Annotated in this window: 19 protein-coding genes; 6 read left to right on the top strand and 13 right to left on the bottom strand. The window is 37.3% G+C overall.

The annotated features are described in order from the left end of the window. Positions 1 to 7 precede the first annotated feature (7 nt). The 10 genes from AC3CAU_RS07635 to AC3CAU_RS07590 all read right to left on the bottom strand — a co-directional run bounded on the left by AC3CAU_RS07635 (position 8) and on the right by AC3CAU_RS07590 (position 8,251). The gene (locus tag AC3CAU_RS07635) at positions 8 to 1,552 is read right to left on the bottom strand and encodes a dynamin family protein (RefSeq protein ID WP_447054199.1); all 1,545 of its coding nucleotides are present in this window, start codon (positions 1,550 to 1,552) and stop codon (positions 8 to 10) included. Positions 1,553 to 1,668: 116 nt separating this feature from the next. Next, positions 1,669 to 1,896, bottom strand: a complete 228-nt coding sequence (locus AC3CAU_RS07630; protein WP_447054198.1) for a helix-turn-helix transcriptional regulator — start codon at positions 1,894 to 1,896, stop codon at positions 1,669 to 1,671. 92 nt (positions 1,897 to 1,988) lie between these two features. Next, a complete protein-coding gene (locus tag AC3CAU_RS07625) occupies positions 1,989 to 2,891 on the bottom strand; it encodes a recombination directionality factor (protein WP_447054197.1) in 903 nt (300 codons plus the stop codon). 176 nt (positions 2,892 to 3,067) lie between these two features. Next, complete coding sequence (locus tag AC3CAU_RS07620; RefSeq protein ID WP_447054196.1) at positions 3,068 to 4,132, bottom strand: YqaJ viral recombinase family nuclease; 1,065 nt, start codon at positions 4,130 to 4,132, stop codon at positions 3,068 to 3,070. Between the two features lie 151 nt (positions 4,133 to 4,283). Then, the gene (locus AC3CAU_RS07615) at positions 4,284 to 5,318 is read right to left on the bottom strand and encodes a DUF932 domain-containing protein (RefSeq protein ID WP_447054195.1); all 1,035 of its coding nucleotides are present in this window, start codon (positions 5,316 to 5,318) and stop codon (positions 4,284 to 4,286) included. 122 nt (positions 5,319 to 5,440) lie between these two features. Beyond that, a complete protein-coding gene (locus AC3CAU_RS07610; RefSeq protein WP_447054194.1) occupies positions 5,441 to 5,746 on the bottom strand; it encodes a hypothetical protein in 306 nt (101 codons plus the stop codon). Positions 5,747 to 5,852: 106 nt separating this feature from the next. Continuing rightward, on the bottom strand, positions 5,853 to 6,176 hold the full coding sequence (locus tag AC3CAU_RS07605; RefSeq protein ID WP_447054193.1) for a hypothetical protein: 324 nt from the start codon (positions 6,174 to 6,176) through the stop codon (positions 5,853 to 5,855). Positions 6,177 to 6,279: 103 nt separating this feature from the next. Next, a complete protein-coding gene (locus AC3CAU_RS07600; protein ID WP_447054192.1) occupies positions 6,280 to 6,891 on the bottom strand; it encodes a glutathione S-transferase family protein in 612 nt (203 codons plus the stop codon). 10 nt (positions 6,892 to 6,901) lie between these two features. Further along, positions 6,902 to 7,660 (bottom strand): IclR family transcriptional regulator, encoded by a 759-nt coding sequence (locus AC3CAU_RS07595; RefSeq protein ID WP_447054191.1) that lies wholly within the window; start codon positions 7,658 to 7,660, stop codon positions 6,902 to 6,904. A 12-nt stretch (positions 7,661 to 7,672) separates the two neighbouring features. After that, the gene (locus AC3CAU_RS07590) at positions 7,673 to 8,251 is read right to left on the bottom strand and encodes a VOC family protein (protein WP_447054190.1); all 579 of its coding nucleotides are present in this window, start codon (positions 8,249 to 8,251) and stop codon (positions 7,673 to 7,675) included. Positions 8,252 to 8,330: 79 nt separating this feature from the next. Here AC3CAU_RS07590 and AC3CAU_RS07585 point away from each other — a divergent pair, with 79 nt between their 5' ends. The 6 genes from AC3CAU_RS07585 to AC3CAU_RS07560 all read left to right on the top strand — a co-directional run bounded on the left by AC3CAU_RS07585 (position 8,331) and on the right by AC3CAU_RS07560 (position 14,789). After that, positions 8,331 to 9,182: a fumarylacetoacetate hydrolase family protein gene (locus tag AC3CAU_RS07585; RefSeq protein WP_447054189.1), complete on the top strand. Its 852-nt coding sequence runs from the start codon at positions 8,331 to 8,333 to the stop codon at positions 9,180 to 9,182. Between the two features lie 62 nt (positions 9,183 to 9,244). Then, positions 9,245 to 10,723, top strand: coding sequence for a bifunctional 3-(3-hydroxy-phenyl)propionate/3-hydroxycinnamic acid hydroxylase (locus tag AC3CAU_RS07580; protein WP_447054188.1), 1,479 nt, complete (start codon positions 9,245 to 9,247; stop codon positions 10,721 to 10,723). Positions 10,724 to 10,777: 54 nt separating this feature from the next. After that, a complete protein-coding gene (locus AC3CAU_RS07575) occupies positions 10,778 to 12,142 on the top strand; it encodes an MFS transporter (protein WP_447054187.1) in 1,365 nt (454 codons plus the stop codon). After that, positions 12,135 to 12,818, top strand: a complete 684-nt coding sequence (locus AC3CAU_RS07570) for a 3-oxoacid CoA-transferase subunit A (protein ID WP_447054186.1) — start codon at positions 12,135 to 12,137, stop codon at positions 12,816 to 12,818. Before AC3CAU_RS07575 ends, AC3CAU_RS07570 begins: the two co-directional genes overlap by 8 nt. A 2-nt stretch (positions 12,819 to 12,820) precedes the next feature. Next, positions 12,821 to 13,492, top strand: a complete 672-nt coding sequence (locus tag AC3CAU_RS07565) for a 3-oxoacid CoA-transferase subunit B (protein ID WP_447054185.1) — start codon at positions 12,821 to 12,823, stop codon at positions 13,490 to 13,492. 76 nt (positions 13,493 to 13,568) lie between these two features. Then, positions 13,569 to 14,789 carry an OprD family outer membrane porin gene (locus tag AC3CAU_RS07560; RefSeq protein WP_447054184.1) on the top strand — a complete coding sequence of 407 codons (1,221 nt, stop codon included), beginning with the start codon at positions 13,569 to 13,571 and terminating at the stop codon, positions 14,787 to 14,789. Positions 14,790 to 15,421: 632 nt separating this feature from the next. Here AC3CAU_RS07560 and AC3CAU_RS07555 read toward each other — a convergent pair. The 3 genes from AC3CAU_RS07555 to AC3CAU_RS07545 all read right to left on the bottom strand — a co-directional run bounded on the left by AC3CAU_RS07555 (position 15,422) and on the right by AC3CAU_RS07545 (position 19,289). Beyond that, a complete protein-coding gene (locus tag AC3CAU_RS07555; RefSeq protein WP_131213776.1) occupies positions 15,422 to 17,989 on the bottom strand; it encodes a bifunctional diguanylate cyclase/phosphodiesterase in 2,568 nt (855 codons plus the stop codon). A gap of 591 nt (positions 17,990 to 18,580) precedes the next feature. Continuing rightward, positions 18,581 to 18,850 carry a hypothetical protein gene (locus tag AC3CAU_RS07550; RefSeq protein WP_131213778.1) on the bottom strand — a complete coding sequence of 90 codons (270 nt, stop codon included), beginning with the start codon at positions 18,848 to 18,850 and terminating at the stop codon, positions 18,581 to 18,583. A 205-nt stretch (positions 18,851 to 19,055) separates the two neighbouring features. After that, complete coding sequence (locus AC3CAU_RS07545) at positions 19,056 to 19,289, bottom strand: hypothetical protein (RefSeq protein WP_131213781.1); 234 nt, start codon at positions 19,287 to 19,289, stop codon at positions 19,056 to 19,058. Between the last annotated feature and the right edge of the window lie 553 nt (positions 19,290 to 19,842).

Below are 19,842 nucleotides of genomic sequence, written 5' to 3'. Positions count from 1 at the left end.
GCTATACCTAGGATAGTTTTAAACTACGAATATCATGTAAAAGCTCTGAAGACCTTGCTAACGCTTGACTCTCAAAATCAGCCAAATAGCTTTCCAACTCATTACGTTCACTTTCAAGCTCTTTCAAAAGTTTAACTTGCTTGTTTTTAAACACTATAATTTCTTCAACACTTTTTTGTGTTACCTCTAAAATTTCAATTTGACCTGTTCTAATTTCATCAACAAATTTTTTAATTGCTTTACTAGTTGATTTAAACTTACCTTCAATATCTTCAACTAATCTCTGTTGGTAACCTATTACTAGATCACTTTCAATTCGGCTCTTCAAATAATTAAGATTCGATAATTCAATTAATTTATCCTGGTTTTCTTCTATTTGATTTGGCATAAATTTGAACTTAGCTAAGACACTCAATAAATTAAAAAATTTAGGATCATTACTTTCAATATTTTTTTCTTGCATAGCAATTTGATACAACATTCCTGAAGTAATAATGAGATTTTTTTCTGCTAACTCTCTAGAACCATATGCACTATCAATTTCAAGATATTTTAACCACTCATTTTTTTGCTTGTCCCAATCACCCTCAGGATTATTTAAAGCATCATACTTGGTACCAATTACGTATACTTTTTCAGGATTATGACGAGTATTCGCAAAGACTCTCAATATAGTATTCATTTCGCTGCCAGTAAGTGCCTCAGATCTGACGCAAACCAATACTGCATTAGCTCGATCAATATATTGACGAGTTATATTTGATCGATAATCAACAACATCATCTAATCCGGGAGTGTCTACAAACACAATTCCTTTTGGCATTTTAAAATCTGTAAGGCTAATTTCTAATTCTCTGACAAAATAATGAGTTGCAGTTTTAGAAGAGCTCCACTTAAAAATTTCTTCTTTTAAGCCCGTTAAGGAATCACATTCAACAATGATGTCTTGTATACCAATCCATTCATTTTTGATTTCATCCGCATTAAGTTTTTTATAATCATTTATAAAAACAGTCGCATTATTTTCTTCTGCACTTTTCCATAAATCACCCCATTCCTCTTTACTATAAAAGCTAACCTTAATAGTATTCTTGTTATTACCTGATGATCTAAATTTTGTTAAAGATGCTGTTTCTGGTGTTACAGAAACTGACGCAAGATCTTGCTCTAATAAAGCATTAATTAAGCTAGATTTTCCTGCTTTAATCGCTCCAACAAGTGCAATATGCACTTCAGCCTCTGCACTATATTTTAAGAAGTTTTCTATTTGTTTATTTAAATCATCTGGAACCTGAGTAGCTAAATCGCCCCAATTTAATAAAACTTTTGTTTGCTCAATTTTCTCTGCAAAGCCTTTAACCTTTGGACTCCACATATAGGGTTGTAAATCAAAAACATTTTTATTGATTACATTTTTAATTTCAGAAACTTTACTAGATATATTAGATAAAACTTGAGAATCTTTTACGTTGTACTTTTCCGTAATTTCCCCACATTGCAAACAAATCAAATCAGTTAAAGCAAATTTTTCATTACATTTTTTACAATTCATATTTTTTCCATACAAAACTTCATATTTTCTTTTTTAATATACATTAATGAAACTAAAAAAAAATCTTAAAATTCAATATTATTTTATATAAAAAAGGGAGCTGAAGCTCCCATCTTTTATCGATTCGTCAACTTGTCTTCAATCCATTGATTGATTTCCCAAGCTGACCACCCAACACGACCAATAGTCAAATTGACATGCTTAGGAAAAGTCGGATCATATTGTTTATGATGCTCATCCATGATCCTATAAATCGTTGCACGACTTAAGCCTGTAAATTTGATTACTTCTTTCAGATTAATGATTTGGTTCATTTGGAATATTTGACCAACAAATGTATTCATGACCGACTCTCCTTAGATTATTTGAGCGAGTTGACTTTAGCTCAAAAATATTTAATCCATTCTGAATTTACTCCATAAAGATCCAATAGCATCTAATTGACTGCTCTAACACTGCGTTGCAACCCCTGTTTAATATCCTGCACAAATCCATCCTGCGAAGCTTGTTGCTCCACTGCCCGGTTCTGTTCTTGTTCAGGATAGTATTCCTCCAGCACATCTAACCCTTCCTCTATATCCGTCTCAAACCGTGCATTGGCAAAACCTCGTCTGGCGATATGATCCAGTGCCTCCTGATAGAATCCGGCCTGCTTGCTCTGTTCATCAATTTGCTTGGCTTGAGTAATGGCATCATTCAAGCTAATACCCTCCCGTAAAGTCAGATCGACGTAGTACACAGGTTGACGATAGCTTTGTGTGGTACTTTTCCCTCTTAAAGTGAGTTGCAATGGTAGGCACGACAGTAAGCCTCCTGAAGCTGCACTGTAGTAACTCAATCGTGCAGCCAAAGTTCGAATACTATTAAAGCCTGTAGTTCTGAAAATGAAGGTTCCAAACTCATCCGAGTCATCCAAATTCACATGCAAGCGACCATAGGGCTTACAGTTCCCTCCTTGAGCTAGAGGACATAAATCCGGTGATGGACATGGATGTTGCTCGACCCCTTGATTGGTTAAACGCTGGCAGATTTCACCATTACCGACACACACTGGTCGTCCGGTCTGTCGGTCAAACAAAGTGTATTCAGCTCGTAAGTTCAGATCAGGATCATTGAAAATCAGGCGCACCGGGATAGTTCTGAGTTTTTGATTGGGTGCTTGTGCTCGAAGCTGTTCATCAAGTGGATGCTTTATCCAGCCACTCTCTTTGCTTTGGATCTGGGAAGTAATGGTGAACTGGTCATCCTTTTCAGGCAGACGCTTACCGTTCTTTTCTACCACCCGACCAATACTGATACGTCCTAGGGCTGGTGGTGTAATCGCTAAACCTTTAATCATTCTATTTTCCTCAATTTGATTTTTTACAGATCATCCACCTTTATGTAGGTCACCTGATTCAATAAATATGTATATAGCTCGCTACAAAAGCCGCGACCGTATTGCCCTCTATTCCTAGCGAATGGAGGGCGGGGAGCGGTTTTTGCGCTTCTGTGATTGAATGGACGGAAACAGGCTTAGTCGGTATAGATGTTGAATCGACGACTGCCCTGCTTTTCCAGTGGATAAAGTTCGATGAGTTCAGGCTGGTGCTGAAGCAATGCTTTGGTATTCAGACTGATTGATTCCTTGGTTTTCTTCCAAACTACAGAGCCACGACTGAACACTGCTCGCTCTGCATCTTTCATCAGCATTTGGATGTGATGCTTCAGCTGGTCAAAGCGTTCCTGCTTATGCTGGATCTCTTCTTTCATTTTGATGAGCTGATCGAACATCAAATTGGCATTTTCATTTTGTGATAGATCTTCAACGCTCAGTGGCACATGGGCTGGATACAATTGCTGGATAGCTTTGGCTGCGGATTCACTCGCATCTACCGATGGCGGAGTATTATTTTCCACGCATTCCCAGAAATAACGCTCTGCCTTAACGATGTGTTGAATCACTGATTCAGAACGGCTGACTTTAAAGATCTTGGTTTCATGCCCACAGATCAGGACACAGACATGTGCTGCCTGTTTACCTGTAACAGCCAGTTGATGTTGCACCTGACACAGCACGTATAACGGCACCCCATCTCGCCAAAGCTTGGCACCATGTTCCCCAGCAGTTTTGCACTCCAATATCTGTACGTCATCACTGCCAACAACTGAGTAATCTAGGTTTGCCAACATAAAGGACTTATCCGGATCGGGATGCTGAAGCACGGCATTGACTCGTCTAACTTTGTTATTGGTGTGTAGACTGTAATACTCAGCCACTAAAGGCTCTAACTGTTTGCCCCAATACAATGGTGCAACGCCTGAGCTGTCATCATCAATGTTCTGTTGAGTTCGACCGGTCTTGATCATCCACAGTTCCAGCATCGACATGTAAGGATTTAATCCACATGCGGTTGCGGCATCACTACTGCCAATGCCTTGTTTACGTACTTCTAGCCATTCCTGATAATCCATATTTTTGGTATTGGCTAAACGCTTGGCGGTCACTGTTCGTTTAGTAACTGTATTTGATTCATTGCTCTCATTCGGAATTGGGAAACGAGGACGTTGAGGGGGATTTATGGGTGCAATCTGATTCATGGTCTGATCCTTATAAATAGCTGGGGCTGTAAAAATTTGCGGCATAAAAAAAGCCACATCTGGAGATGTGGCAAAAGAGGGGTCTTCACTGGAGAAGGATCATCTACATGACCCTTGACCGTTACTGTAATGGTACTGGGTTAAATAAAACTTAAACCACTAAGCGGAGTGCCTGTTCTAGTCCACGCTGCTTTAACGCAGCACCTGCCCCAAACCAGGCAGAGTCCAGACGATGATCCGTACTCATAGCACGACGTTCATGGTCGGCAAACTCGGTAATTGAACAGAGTAAGCCATAAGCGGTATCTTTGGCTGAACTGAGTGCTGCGCCACGTCCTTGTCCATTAAACATGTTCAGGGCTTTACTCATCGCTCGTCCATTCGGTTCAGACTTTTCTTTCGCTGGAGTTGGATTAGCCACATTGCGATAGAACTGAATGATGTTCTCCTCCTGGTCTGCAATGCTTAGGCTAGTGTTGTTAAATACGGCATCAAAGAAAGCTGCCGCTTCACCTTGAGTAACTTTACGCTGACTCAGCTGTTTCATTTCATACATATGCTCATCCCATGCACGGACTGAAATACCCAATTGTTGCTTGACCTTGTCCGCATCAAATTTAGTACTGTGTGGGACTTTGACCACACCCGCACTACTACTCTGTCCACGTAAGGCAATCGCTAAGGTGTTATTGCACACCACACGAATATTGGTAAATTGTGCAGTGGTCGCTAAGGTTCCATCGCATGCGGTTGCTAATAAAATATAGCCATTACTGACATCCTTGCCTTTTAAAGCGGTGCTTTGTCCGGTACGTGCTAAAGCCCAGAACTTTTTACCCCCCTTGAGTACACCTGCGGTTTCCAGTTCAAAACCGGATTGCTCAGTCAGATCCCGGTAAAACTCTAAAATTTCTTTAGGTTGAACTTCTTGGTAACGCTGACTCACCACAGACAAAGGTGCATGTGTATCAGAGCGGTACAGCACCCGCTGTTCTTCATAGGGCATAATGATGCTTTGCCCACGTTCATTCTTTGCCATGTAGCTGACATCGGAGGATTCAATGCGCCAATCCATACCTGCCTGCTTCGCCCAAACATCAATCGGTTGTTGTTGTGTCAATTGATTCCCCAGGCCATGCCAAGGAGTTTGACCAACATAAGCCATGTTTTCGATTAAATGTGCCATAGTAAATATTCCTTAATTTAAAAAGTAAAATGCTTGAAATGAATTAAGTGATGAAAAATGTGAGATGGTGAAATCAAAGCTGAATAGTGTTTAAAAGTACCTGTATCTACAGAACAGGCTATTTAAGTTGGTTTGGCCCATGCAAAATACTGCTGACAGTCCTGACAGATGAAATTCATGGCATTACCGTAATGCCGTTCAAAGCAATACTGACTCACCATCACCAGCACACCACCGATAACGATGCCAACCACCGCACCGGCTAAAGGGGGAGCACCGGTCTGCTTTGCGATCTTGATTCCGAACAGCGCCATCTGGGCTGGGGAAATAAAATGCCGCAGCTGTTCGAAATACTGTTCATGAGGGTGTCCAGATTCGGTCTGCTTGATATTGGCAGACTGGCAATAAGGACAGTGGATAAAGGACATTGATTAATTCCTTATAAAAATACGGTAGGGTGCAGACATAAAAAAACCGCACCCCGAAGGATGCGGTTTGGTCTTTAGGTCAGCTGTGACTGGTTTTTTAGATCATTTATTGAAAACTATAACTGGCTGTGCCCTGTTCAGTTTCAACGTCCACCTGCACTACATTGTTGTATCCGCATCCCGTCAGCTGTAATTTCAATACCTGCCCCATCTTAAATATTTGTGGATACTGAATTTTTCTTCGGTGACCTTCATAACTGCATTGACCGTTATTGATCGACACATTGGTCGCATTAATATTGTCAGGAGAGTTGGAGCGGATCGTCAGTACCGTAGCGGTTTGATTTTGAGCATACCAATTACTGGTATCTTCAACATTCAGTTCAACCGTGAAAGTATTCGGGTCTAAATCCATCGTAGATATATGCATTTAACATTTAGCCTTCCTTTAGCTGTATATGTAATAAAAATAAATTTAAAAATTATGTAGATTTTGTTGATAACGCGATTGATGCTTTTGTCTAGAAACTAGTTCACGCTGGGATTATCTTTTTAAAAGCATCACGACTGATTAATGCTGCATACCATCTTTCAATTGCTGGAAAAGTATAGTTTTTTTTCACCTTGATTTTATTCCAACTATGGAAATAACTTCCCAATGCAATATCAGCCACTGAAAAAATTTCCCCTGCAATCATCTTGTTATATTTAAGATGTTCATGTAGCAATTCTAATTTTTGCTCAAATACCACAATTGCTTTAGATAAGGTACCTGCATTCTGCTGATCTTTTGGAAGCTGGAGTTGCAACATGATGATTCTAAAATTTGGAACCAAAGTGCTCAAACACCAATCCATCCATTTTTCAGCAGAGTAGCGACTTTCTATATCAGATAAATAAATTGATTCCTTTCCGTATTTTTCTACTAGAAATAGGAGAATAGTATTTGATTCCCAAAGTAAAAAATCATTATCTTTTAAGCACGGTACTAAACCATTAGGATTCATACTTAAGTATTCACTACTTGTGGTCAACCCATATTGACCACCTGCCAAAATATGCTCAAATGGTAAATTTAACTCATGTAAACACCAAATAACTTTACGTACATTGGTGGAATCTGGACGTCCCCAAACCGTAATCAAAACACACCTCTTATAAATGATCGGAATCTATTTTTTTGAATTCACTTTCAATAAATTTTGCAGATTGACTCAATATATTGACAATAGTTTCAACATTTATAAGATTGAAACGTTTTACTGATCCCACAATACTGAGTGAGATTGGAAAAGCTCTATTTGAATAAATGATTGGGACAGCAATTGCACCTAAATGCGATTCCAATTCACCCTTTGAAAAGTAATAGCCTTGCTTTTTAATTTCATTCAGTTTTTGAATAAACGTGGCTTCATCTTGCGCAAAACCTGATGTAAGAAATTGCTCATTATATTTTTGAAAAATTGATTTTTGAATTTTCGTGGCAGTATTGGCTAGGATAACTTTTGGTGCTGCACCCGCATATGCTGGTCTTGGTCGGCCCCGTCCATATGCTAATAAAGTCGTTTCCTTACAACTTTCATGATAGATATCCAAACAATAGTCTTCATAAAATTGTGTTAAACAGCAATTGAATTCCGTCTGTTCCACAATATCTTTCATTAGCGGAATACTTAACTGAATAACCGGGTTAGAGCGTTGGGCAATATAATCCATTACTGAAATACGTGGACCTAAAGTATATTGTCCCCCATACAAACGTTCCAAAAGACCATGTACCACTAAGTCTTTAATATATCGGTAACCTGTAGGCTTTGAAAATTCCAATTTTTCACAAATGGTGTCTGCATCCAAAACAGGTTGATCTATTGTGAATAACGTCAAAATTTGCAACATATTGTTGGATGTAGACATTCTTTCCTCTATTTAGCTAGCTGACATTAATTGTTGCATTCTACCTTCCCACTCCACTCTTGGGCAAAAACCTGGTAGTTCCCGTGCATGACCTTCCACAATACTCATGATTGTTTGAGCATCTAATGTCAAATCTAATGGAACTTTCATTGGTTGTGAAACATACCAAGGTGTATCAATAAATAATTCTAAGCGGTTCCCTTCAGGATCTGGCGCATAGAATGAGATTGCATTGCCATGGGTAATAGCATCAATATTTGGGACATTCAATGCTTTAAAATTCAAAAATAATTCTTGCAAGGTTTCTAAAGAATCTGCTTCTAAAGATATTTGATTTATCGGATTAAAAATATTTTCCTCTGGACGCCCACTTGCCAACACAATTTGATGATGTGTTTTTGGATCACGACTTAAAAATACCAGTTGTACTTTACCTCGTGGTGTATCCAGATTACCCCGATCCGTCACAAAGAAATTTAAAACCTTAGTGTAAAAATCTTCCATTTTTTCAAGATCTTTCACATATATTCCAATATGGCTAAAGCTGAGTCCTTTCATATTTTTCTCAATAATTGATAAAAGTGTTGACACAACATTATATCTTTGGAATTATTGTGTCAATCTTTATCGACTATTGATAATTATTTTAAACCAATCAAGGACGACCCTTATGAAATTATTAAGTTTTAGCGTAAATGGCGAACAATCTTTCGGTTTAATCAAAAATGATTCTGTCATTGATTTAAAAAAGAAATTAAATGGCAAATTTGAAGATTTAAAAAGCTTACTTGCAGTAGAAAATTTAGCTGAAACGATTCAGTCAATTGAAAATACTGAAAGTGATTACGCTTTAACAGATATTCAATTTGAACCAGTGATCCCTAATCCAGGTCAAATTTTCTGTATCGGTTTGAACTATGGTGAACATGTAAAAGAAACTCAACGTGAAGTTACTGAAAAACCAATGATCTTTATGCGCTTGGCACCATCACAAATCGGCCATAACCAACCCCTATTAAGACCTGTTGAAGCTGAGCAGTTTGACTATGAAGGTGAAATTGCCATTGTGATTGGTAAAGGTGGCCGTCGTATTTCAAAAGAAAATGCATGGGATCATATCGCTGGTTACTCATGCTACAACGATGGTTCAGTACGTGATTGGCAACGACATACTGCGCAATGGGGACCAGGTAAAAATTTCTTCCAGACTGGTGGCTTTGGTCCGTGGTTAGTAACAAGTGATGAAATCAAAGCAAATGAAACGATGACTTTAATTACTCGTGTTAATGGACAAGAAGTGCAGCGTGCACTCACCACACAGTTAATTCACGATATTCCATCTTTAATTAACTACATCTCAACATTTACCCCACTCAGTGCAGGTGATGTGATTGTCAGCGGTACACCAGGTGGTATTGGTTTAAAACGTACCCCACCTCTTTTGCTCAAAGAAGGGGATGTTGTTGAAATTGAAGTGGATAAAGTTGGAGTACTTAAGAACGTTGTTAAAAATGATGCATAAATAAGAAATGAGGCTTTTTAAATGAATTTAAAAAGCCTCAATAATCGTAAAGGAAATTGAAAATGGATTTACAAAAAAATTATGATATTGCAATTGTAGGCTACGGTCCTACTGGAGTCACACTAGCAAACTTATTGATTAAAATGGGATTAGAAGTTCTCGTTATTGAACGTGAACCTGCCATTCTACAACTTCCACGTGCTATTCGTTTTGATGCTGAATGTATGCGTGTTTTCCAAACAATTGGCATCACTGAAAAACTTCTTGAAGAAATTGCACCTGGTCCAGGTATGAAGTTCGAAGATGCTGAAGGTAATTTATTAATTACTTGGGAGCGACCTACTACTAAAGGTATCCATCAATGGAGCTCAGCATATCGAATCCATCAACCAGATTTAGAAGCTGTCTTACGCGCTAAAATTCATGACCATAATTTGCTGGATCTTAAATTACGCCATGAAGTGTTTAAAATTGATGAGCATGCAGATGCTTGTACAATCCATTATGAAAACTTAGCCAATGGCACGCTTCACCAAGCTCAAGCAAAATTTGTGGTTGGGTGTGATGGTGCTCGCTCATTAATACGTCGTTTGATTGGAACAACATTTGAAGATTTAGACTTACATAGCAAATGGCTGGTTGTCGATTTTATTGCCCAGAATAATACCAATGACATTGGTGATTATAGTATCCAATTCTGTGACCCAAAACGTCCAATGAGTTATATCAAAGGTACAGGCATGCGCCGACGTTGGGAAATCATGGTCATGCCAGAAGATGATGTACAGCAACTTGCTACACCGGAAAGTATCTGGAAGCTTTTGGAAAAATATATTCGTCCAGAAGATGCAATTATCGAACGTTCTGCTGTTTATACATTTCATGCACTTATCGCAAAAAAATGGTGTAAAAATCGGTTAATCATTGCTGGTGATGCTGCTCATCAAACCCCACCATTTATGGGCCAAGGTATGGCAGCAGGTATCCGTGATGCTGCAAACTTGGCATGGAAGCTAAATGAATCAATTCAACACAACAACCTTGGTTTGATTGAAAGCTATCATTCTGAACGTCTTTCACATGTCACAGAATTTGTTAATGGTGCAGTTAATTTCGGAAAAATTATTCAAAATTATTGTGAAGATGCTGAATTCCAACAACAAGTGAATCAACTGAAAAACTTTATCACCCCAACACCACAGCTTGGACAGGGATTTTATATAACTGGAGATAAGTTAAGTGGGCAGATTTCGCCTCAATTTCTACTTATAAATGATCAGTTAAGTGATGAAATTGTTGGTTATCAATATGCACTATTTATTCACCCGGAATTTAAACATCTTATCGATAATCTTAATCATACAGAAAACCTGGTGACCTTAATTGCTGACTCCACCCAACCTAAAAAATGGCTTGAAGATAATCAGGCTATTGCCATTTTGGTACGTCCCGATCGATATGTATTTGGGCAAGCCAATAACCGTGAAACTTTAGAAGGCTTAATGAAGGCTGCAAATATATACGATTTAGCAATGATTTAACTCTAACTAGGCGATTTATTCGCCTATTCCATATTGTGTTCAAAGGAAGAAACGATGGAATCAAATCAAAATAATGCATCTTTTAATGCAGATGGTAAACAAGATCAGGACAAACTGAATTTTGTCATAAAAAAAGTTCATAAAAAACTGCTCTACTTTCTCTTAATTTTATTTATTTTTTCTTTTCTCGATAGAATTAATATCGGTTTCGTTGGCAAACAACTTAGTGCTGACCTAGGTCTAACTGCATTAAGCTTTGGTCTCGCTAATACCATTTTTTATATCTTTTATATTTGTTTTGGCATGCCAAGCAACCTTATGTTGCGAAAACTAGGTACTCGAATTTGGATTGGATTTATCATCATTGTTTGGGGGGTTGCATCAAGTTGTACTGCCTTTGCTACAGATGAAAAATCGCTATACATCATTCGAGCTATTGTGGGTATTGCTGAAGCAGGTTTTATGCCTGGCATGCTACTGTATTTAACCCAGTGGTTCCCCTCTAGCCATCGTTCTAGAGCAAATGCAATCTTTATGTTAGCTATGCCATTTACTGCGATGTTTGGTTCTGTCGTTACTGGCTATATCTTAAATATGCATGACTTTCAGGGCTTATCAGGATGGCAATGGGTATTTTTATTGGAAGGTTTACCATGCATACTCTTAGGTTTTATTGTATTTGCTAAACTTCCAAATAAGCCTAAAGAAGCAAAATGGCTAAATGAAGCTGAAAAAAACATTCTCATAAATGCGCTTGAAAAAGAGCAGACAAATGAAAAATCTCAATCCACTGTAAAAAGTAGCCCATTCTCTTTTATTAACTCTTCCGTTATCCGCTGTGCATTAGTCTATTTTTGTATCGTAACCACATGTGGCATGGTCAATATCTGGGTTCCTCAAATTGTTTCAACAGCTTTACCTAATGCTAGTTCTGTAATGACTGGTATTGTTGTTGCAATTCCTCATCTTGTCACTATTTTTGCCCTATTTTTTCTATGCAGTCATTCCGATAAAAAACAAGAACGCTATTGGCACACCTTTATTCCAATGCTATTAGGCGGTATAGGTTGGCTCATGGCAGCATATCTTCAGATAGGAGGCCTACAACTGATTGGCCTATGTCTAGCTTGTATGGCAGGTTTCAGTACTATGGGTATTTTTTGGGCTTTTGCTGACGAAAGCCTTGATAACAGTGCCAAATTCCTGGGGATTGCATTTATTAATGCTGTTGGTAATTCAGCAACCATTGTTAGCTCATTCTTAATCGGCTTCTTAAAAGATCTAACTCAATCATTTGCAACAGGCATGCTTTACGGCAGTACTTTAATGTTTATTGGAGCTGTCATCATGTTGAGTTTTGCAATGAAGAGAAATCATCAAAGAAAGAAATTAGAAAATGGAATTTATATTAATGAATAAAATCACACCCTCAATTGTGGATTTAATGCAGAACATCAAAGATGGTTCGACCATTCTAATTGGTGGATTCGGTACCGCTGGACAACCTGCGGAGTTAATTGATGTTCTCATCGAAACCGGGGCAAAAAACCTCACGATTGTTTGCAATAATGCCGGCAATGGTGATTATGGGCTTGCCAAATTGCTTAAAGCAGGTCATGTCAAAAAAATGATCTGCTCCTTTCCACGCCAAGCTGATTCTTATGTATTTGATGAGCTGTATCGTGCAGGGAAAGTGGAACTTGAATTGGTTCCACAAGGAAATTTAGCTTGCCGAATTCAAGCTGCAGGTATGGGTCTTGGTGCTATCTTCACCCCAACTGGATTTGGAACATTGTTGGCTGAAGGCAAAGAAACTCGTGCAATTGATGGAAAAGACTATGTTTTAGAGCATCCAATTAAAGCAGATTTTGCTTTAATCAAAGCGCATAAAGGTGACCGTTGGGGCAATTTAGTTTACAACAAATCTGCACGTAATTTTGGTCCCATTATGGCAATGGCAGCCGAAGTCACAATTGCACAAGTGAATGAAATTGTTGAATTGGGTACTTTAGACCCAGAACACATCATCACACCAGGAATATTTGTACAACATGTTGTACAGCTAAATCCTGTAGAACTTAGCAAGGCAGGTTAACAATGAGCTATAGCAAACTTTCTCGTGATCAGATTGCAGCACGTGTTGCACAGGATATTCCTGATGGAGCCTATGTAAACTTAGGCATTGGTTTACCAACTAAAATTTCAAATTATTTACCCAATGATAAAGAAATTTTTCTACATTCTGAAAATGGCTTATTGGCCTTTGGCCCTGCTCCAGAAGCAGGCTCGGAAGATCAAGATCTAATTAATGCTGGCAAAGAATATGTCACCATGCTCACTGGCGGAAGCTTTTTCCATCATGGTGATTCTTTTGCCATCATGCGTGGTGGACATCTGGATATATGTGTTTTGGGCGCTTTTCAAGTAGCTGAAAATGGAGACTTAGCCAATTGGCACACAGGTGAAGCTGATGCTATTCCAGCTGTAGGTGGTGCTATGGATTTAGCTGTAGGAGCAAAGAAAGTTTTCGTCACCATGGATCACACAACCAAAACTGGTGCTGCAAAAATTGTTAAATCCTTAACTTATCCTGTAACCGGAAAACATTGTGTAGATCGTATTTATACCGATCTTTGCGTGATTGATGTGACTAAACAAGGCCTAGTCGTCACTGAAAAAGTGGATGGAATGAGCTTTAAAGAGTTACAAGCCTTGACTGAGGCTCCGCTGATCGATGCTACTCATGTTGAGCAAACCATGTCAGCATAAAACTAAGACAACATAAATAAATTAAAAGACCACTCCCCTTAAAAGGTATTAAGGGGAAAATCATAAGGATAGAATGATGAAAATTCAAAATCTCGTATTAGGGATAATGGCCTTTGCTTGCCTAAATTCTGCAACCCAAGCGGCTTTTATTGAAGATACCAAGGGACAAATTTATTTAAAAAACTTTTACTTCGATCGAGATTATAGTGATCAAACCGCGGACTTAAGTAACTGGTCTCAAGCTGTCAGCTTATTTGTTAATTCTGGATATACCGATACACCTATTCAAATGGGCTTAGATTTATCTGCTCGTTATGCTTATCGTTTAAGTCCAGCAAAAGATATTGTAGATAACGTCATGCCTTATGATGAGCATGCTCATAAACAGGCACAAGACCAATTAAAATTGGGGGGTGCAATTAAACTTAAGTATTCAAATACTGAACTAAAAATTGGTGAATTCACTCCCAAATTACCAATTGTTCATACTGATGTAGCGATGCAGCTACCGACGACTTTCCTAGGCGGAATGATCGAGTCTACCGATATTAAAAATACAAAAATTACTACTGGTCGCCTAACAAAAGTCAGTGGTCGTAATGCTGAAGATTACTCGAAATTTCAACTCAGCAATGGTACAACTAAGGCCAAAACTGATGCACTGAATTTTATCGGAGCTGACTATGATTATAAAGATCAACAATTCAGATACTTTTTTGCCGATTTAGAGAATATTTATAATCAACATTTTCTAAGTTATGAGTATCGCCATGCTTTTAATGAAAATTTACGCCTTAAATCTAACTTCTATATGTTTGATACCTATGATTCAGGCGACTCATTAGAGGGAAATATCGATAGTTTAGCTTTAGCCACGATTCACATGCTGACTTACGGTAACCATACCTTTAGTGCAGGCTATAAACATATGAGTGGCGATACGAAATTTCCACTTTTAGCCAATTGGGTTCCACAACTGTATTTAGCCAATTGGTCTGTGGGCACCTATATGCAACAAGATGAACATTCTTGGCAAATTCGCTATGATTACGATTTTAAAGAAACACCATTCAATGGTCTGAAATCAACACTACGTTATTACTACGGTGACAATATTAAAACCTCAACAGGAAATGATGGTGTTGAAAAAGAATTAGACTTCATTTTGAACTATGAGTTTTCTCAACAGAAACTGAAAGGATTTGGTCTCAGTTGGCTTATCGCAGATTATAAAAATAGTACATCCAAAGATTATTTAGAAAATAGGTTATCTGCCACATATACTCTAAATTTCTAAGATCAACAATACTTCAAAATAAGAATAAAAAAGCCGCATTAAAAGCTGCTTTTCTATTCTTATATTAGAAATTCGTGTAGCCACCATGTAGCCATAAACTTTTAAAAAGCGTGTAACCATCATGTAGCCACTATTTTTTTAGGCTATTATTGTTTAATATAGATTATTATATAAAATATATAAATTTCAAAATCTTAAAACAAATAATTAAGACGTTATTGTTGTTTAATATTGTAAAAAATTACAAAATAAATTGAACTTTAGGGTTCAAGGGTAATGACATGCAGCGGCATCTTCGGAGTGTTTTTAGTTACTTATTTGAAAACAAATCTAATAAAAATTTCTACCTCTTTCTTTGTTCTTTTTTAAGTATTTGTATACTCTATATATAAAACTATTTTCCCAGCTCTGCGAGTTAGACTAAAAGAGGTCTGAGAAGAAAATTAATATTCCTATTTTAATTTATTGAAGATTTAATCAAAAAATATAGTTAATCTACAGGCCAAACCCGTATTCAGTTCGAGTATTGATATTCTTCATATATCAGATATTTCACTTAAAATTAACAGCGGCTCTTAGATTTTTATCTGAAGTAAATACCTACAACATAAAATAAAACCTGTACTGCTTCCCTAATTCCCCAATTCCGTATGCATAAGTTTTAAATCAGTAAGCGGGGCGGGTTTCGCATAAAAATAACCCTGAAGCAAATCGCAACCTTGCTGATATAACAAACTGGCCTGTTTCAGTGTTTCTACACCTTCGGCCACCACTTCTAAATTAAGCTGATGTGCCAGGTGAATAATGGATTGAACAATCGCAGCATCCTGATTATTTATGGTTAATTCTTCAATAAAGCTACGGTCCAACTTGATTTGATTGATGGGTAAACGGCGTAAATAACTGAGGCTTGAATAACCGGTACCAAAGTCATCAATTGCTACTTGTACCCCTAAAGCACGTACCGATTTTAAAATTTCTACTGTTCTTTCTGCCCCTGTGATAATTACACCTTCTGTAATTTCAATTTTAAGCAATTCAGGAGACAAATGACTTATTTCCAGCACATAGTTAAGTCCCTCTAGAAAACCGGTTCTACCGAACTGTAAGGGAGAAATATTGACTGAAACGGTAAGCTGAGTATTGTGTTGCCGGTTCCATTCAGCAATATCTAAACAGGCTTTTTCTAATACCCATTGACCAATCGCGACAATCTGTCCAGTTCTTTCTGCTAAAGGGATAAACACATCCGGGAAAATATAACCTCGCTCTGGATGACACCAACGTACAAGCGCCTCCACCCCCTTAACCCTTCCAGTCGAGGGGTGAACCAGAGGTTGATAAAACAGATTAAACTGTTTCTGCTGGATAGCTTCCCTAAGTTCCAGACGCAAATGTGCATAATCTATTTCTGGTACAATTTTATTATTACTTTCTTTATACCATTGCCAAGTATTACGACCTTGTTTTTTTGCTTCCTTCATTGCCAAAACAGACTGATATAAGAGCTCAGTAGACTGTTGTATAGAACCGTTATCTACGGCTATGCCAATACTGGCACTCAAATGGATCGGGTGATTATCTACCTGAAAAAGTTGTGAAAGAAGATCGAGAATCTTTTCGGCTAATGCAATGACGCTCTTCTGATTCTGGGGACCCGATATCAGTAATGCAAATTCATCTTCAGCAAAACGACTGAGAAAATCATCTTCTTTTAGAAAATTTTGCAGCCGCTCACCCACACTCTTGAGAATTTGATTACCTACCTGATGCCCCAAGCTATCATTCATAGACTTAAAGTCATCTAGATCTATGTAAAACAGGATTAAAGGCTTTAAACTATCGCGTTGTGATTCAAAAGATTGCTCTAAAAAAATTTCAAAAGCTTTCTGATTAGGTAATCCAGTTAAATAATCATGGCTGTGTTGATGCTTAATATATTCCTCATGAATACGTTGTTGAGTCGTATCTTCCTGAATTCCCAGAAAATGACTACAATTCCCCTCTTTATCCAACACAGGTCCCAACGTTAAACGGCTCCAGAACCAGCTTCCATCCTTACAATAATTTTTTAACGTAAGCTGAACTTCTTTTTGTTCTATCACTGCTTGCTTGAGTAATAAAACCTGCTCTAGATCGGTATCGAAACCCTGTAAAAAATTGCAGCTCTGTCCGATTATTTCTTGCTCTGTATAACCTGTTAAATTAAGGAATGCAGGATTACCATAAACCATTAACATTTCTTCAGATGCATCAGTAATAAATATAGCGTTAGGACTCGCTTCTACCCCAAGTTTCAATAGGCGTAAATTTTCCTGATTTTTTCGACTTAGGCTAATGTCGCGTGCTATCCCAAATACCCCTGTAACTTTTTGATTTTGTTTAACAGGCAAATTAGTTAGCTCAAGCCACAAGATTTCTCCTGAGGCATTATAAATAGGGATTTCATAATATTGAGCCTTACCTTGACTCGCTTCTTCAAATGCAGCGTTAGCCAATTGATGATATTCAGCAGGAATAAATGCACAGTAATGTTGGCCCCGAATTTGCTTTTCAGAAAAACCCGTAATTTCACGACATGCAATATTTGTGTTTAGAATATGCCCGTGTATATCAAGTTCAAAAATTACATCGGGATGATAAGTATAAAATGAACTATATTTTTCATTCATGACCAGTCGTCGTTGGCGTTCATCGTTGAGTTCAATCGCTAATGCAACTAAGGTTGAAGCTTGTTCTAAAAGCTTAATATGACGTTCAGTTGGTATTTTTGAGGTTTTGTAATAAGTTGCAAAAGTTCCATAGAGGGTGCCTGTCGCGCTTATGATAGGTGAAGCCCAACAGCTAGAGAGTTTTTCCGCTTTAATCACGGCACGATACGCCTCCCAATGATCATCTTTCATCAAGTTTGGACTAATCACCACCTTGCGCAGAAATGCAGCCGCTCCAAAGGCTCCCTGATGTGGACCTATTTTTAAGCCATCGATTGCTGTGCAATACTGATCTGAAAAATGCTGTTTCCCACTGACCAGTTTTAAAGTCTGCTCTTGTTCTGAATAGAGCATAATAGTGACTAGTGCATTTGAAATACATAATTCAAGCCACTGGGTAACTGCATTCAAAATACAGGTAAGATCTGTATGTTGTCCAATGAGGTTAAAAATATGCTGGGTACCCTGGTCATCATATTTTTTTTTCATTTATAAACCCTATCTTCCGTGGCTTTGCTACATTTCAAGTCCAACTCTAGCTTAATTATCACAGGAAATGTGTGTTTATTCGAGTATAAGTGAGCAAGATTAATTAGAGAAATATTTGATTGAATATTTCTGTAAACATTCATTTATTTTATAAGCAATTTTTAAAACCTTGATAATAGCAATAATTAACTTTATTGCCCTTTTTTCAATAAAACTCAATTTAGAACTATAATTTCAAAATAAATAGGTTTGCCCCATAAGCTCACCTTGCGATCAGGTCGTCATAATGAAATATAGCCCTGATCAATAGCGGTATTTAAGATAAGATGAAATAAGAAGTTCATTGTTAGCTTTATATAAAATCCCCCATATAAAAAGCCCCATCTACTTTCTCAAGCGATGGGGCATCTAGCAGCATGTATGTACAGAACTGAAGAAAATTTATTCAGATTTAGTCTGGTCATATTTCTGATATTCGACTTCAGTAAATATATTAGACTCATAATCGTGCACAGGAATACAAAATAATTTACTTAGAAACTTAATCATAGTCTTCACCTGTATTAATAAGTTAATGTTCAGAAAATAAAATTAGCGATGCAATTGTTGATATACCCATTTCAAAAATTCATTTTTATCCCTTAATGGAGGTGCCAATTTAATATTAATGATTTCTCGACTTCCAAATTTACCTACAATCTTGCCAGGCGAATCAAATCTGATTGCAGTAGGAAAATCTTCATGTATTGCCGAAAAAAACTCCAGCAATAAATCCAGCTCACTTTTCGATTTAAAGCCAGGTCTTTCTGCAATAAAGTTATAAACTTGCTGCAATATATGAAAATTAGCACTATTTTTCATTTTTTTTAATCAAGTAAGTGGTTAATTAAGCTATATATAGTGCATGTATCTCTCTTTATATTTAGAAAATATTTGTTAAGTATTTGTTTATTTTTATTACAAAAAAAGCCCATTTTCACATGGGCTTTTAATTTTTTATTTTGTGTACTGATCCACTTTTCCAAGACAACGCGGCTTGAAAGAAATACTAGTTTCTCCTAATAACTTAGGCATATTCCTCTGTTAAGACTTTAAATACTTTTCCTGTTCGAGGATGAGTAAATGTCTCGTCATAACTTAAATCAATTACTTTGTCTGTAAGCGCAATTTTAAACAAAGGTATCCATGCTTCATCATTACTGGCTTCCTGTTGAGCTCTTTCATAAATTCGCTCTACAACAATCTCTGTGCCGCAACTACTTTTAGCACTGACCTCTTTTAATTTATGAAGTTTAGGCATATTTGTATCTCTCTTATTTTTCCAAGACATTATAAAAAGGCGCTAAGTAAAAATTGTAAATTTTATAATTAGATATGTAATGATTTCTTTAGAGTTAGAAACTCATTTAATATTTTTAGTAAGGTTAGAATAAGAAGCTCTAAGCCAGTTGATTAACCTTTCTCCTCCTTTCTTATCGCACATGCAGATTTTATTGTTTCAACATGAAAGGTATATCTCTATATGAATGGAAACTATTTTTGTAAGCAATCAAAAAAATCTCCAGATAAAAAGCATTATAGAGCGTAGCAATTATGATCATACATTCATTTATGCAGCAGTTCTGCTCAGGCTCGCAATATTGTAGAGATTAGAAGAAACTCTGCCAGAAGCATGTCTAAGTTTCTAACATGCTGCAAAGGTCTTATATTTTAACTGTTCATGGCAGCTGCACGAGTACGGTTGTATTGCTCACCCTAAAACAAGATGAAAAAGTGTGCTAACGAATCGGGTTTAAAACAGTTATGGTCTTATGCCTATACAATGAAAATGATTTATAGAAGGTTCTAGAAAA

The organism is Acinetobacter sp. GG23 (assembly GCF_057766365.1).
This window is presented reverse-complemented; position numbering and strand designations above follow the sequence as displayed.

Coding starts and splice junctions, on each gene's coding strand:
- AC3CAU_RS07595 (WP_447054191.1), bottom strand. CDS start 7,660: ATGTCTACATCCAACAATATGTTGCAAATTTTGACGTTATTCACAATA.
- AC3CAU_RS07555 (WP_131213776.1), bottom strand. CDS start 17,989: ATGAAAAAAAAATATGATGACCAGGGTACCCAGCATATTTTTAACCTC.
- AC3CAU_RS07625 (WP_447054197.1), bottom strand. CDS start 2,891: ATGATTAAAGGTTTAGCGATTACACCACCAGCCCTAGGACGTATCAGT.
- AC3CAU_RS07620 (WP_447054196.1), bottom strand. CDS start 4,132: ATGAATCAGATTGCACCCATAAATCCCCCTCAACGTCCTCGTTTCCCA.
- AC3CAU_RS07580 (WP_447054188.1), top strand. CDS start 9,245: ATGGATTTACAAAAAAATTATGATATTGCAATTGTAGGCTACGGTCCT.
- AC3CAU_RS07565 (WP_447054185.1), top strand. CDS start 12,821: ATGAGCTATAGCAAACTTTCTCGTGATCAGATTGCAGCACGTGTTGCA.
- AC3CAU_RS07545 (WP_131213781.1), bottom strand. CDS start 19,289: ATGCCTAAACTTCATAAATTAAAAGAGGTCAGTGCTAAAAGTAGTTGC.
- AC3CAU_RS07615 (WP_447054195.1), bottom strand. CDS start 5,318: ATGGCACATTTAATCGAAAACATGGCTTATGTTGGTCAAACTCCTTGG.
- AC3CAU_RS07585 (WP_447054189.1), top strand. CDS start 8,331: ATGAAATTATTAAGTTTTAGCGTAAATGGCGAACAATCTTTCGGTTTA.
- AC3CAU_RS07610 (WP_447054194.1), bottom strand. CDS start 5,746: ATGTCCTTTATCCACTGTCCTTATTGCCAGTCTGCCAATATCAAGCAG.
- AC3CAU_RS07570 (WP_447054186.1), top strand. CDS start 12,135: ATGAATAAAATCACACCCTCAATTGTGGATTTAATGCAGAACATCAAA.
- AC3CAU_RS07560 (WP_447054184.1), top strand. CDS start 13,569: ATGAAAATTCAAAATCTCGTATTAGGGATAATGGCCTTTGCTTGCCTA.
- AC3CAU_RS07635 (WP_447054199.1), bottom strand. CDS start 1,552: ATGAATTGTAAAAAATGTAATGAAAAATTTGCTTTAACTGATTTGATT.
- AC3CAU_RS07550 (WP_131213778.1), bottom strand. CDS start 18,850: ATGAAAAATAGTGCTAATTTTCATATATTGCAGCAAGTTTATAACTTT.
- AC3CAU_RS07575 (WP_447054187.1), top strand. CDS start 10,778: ATGGAATCAAATCAAAATAATGCATCTTTTAATGCAGATGGTAAACAA.
- AC3CAU_RS07630 (WP_447054198.1), bottom strand. CDS start 1,896: ATGAATACATTTGTTGGTCAAATATTCCAAATGAACCAAATCATTAAT.
- AC3CAU_RS07605 (WP_447054193.1), bottom strand. CDS start 6,176: ATGCATATATCTACGATGGATTTAGACCCGAATACTTTCACGGTTGAA.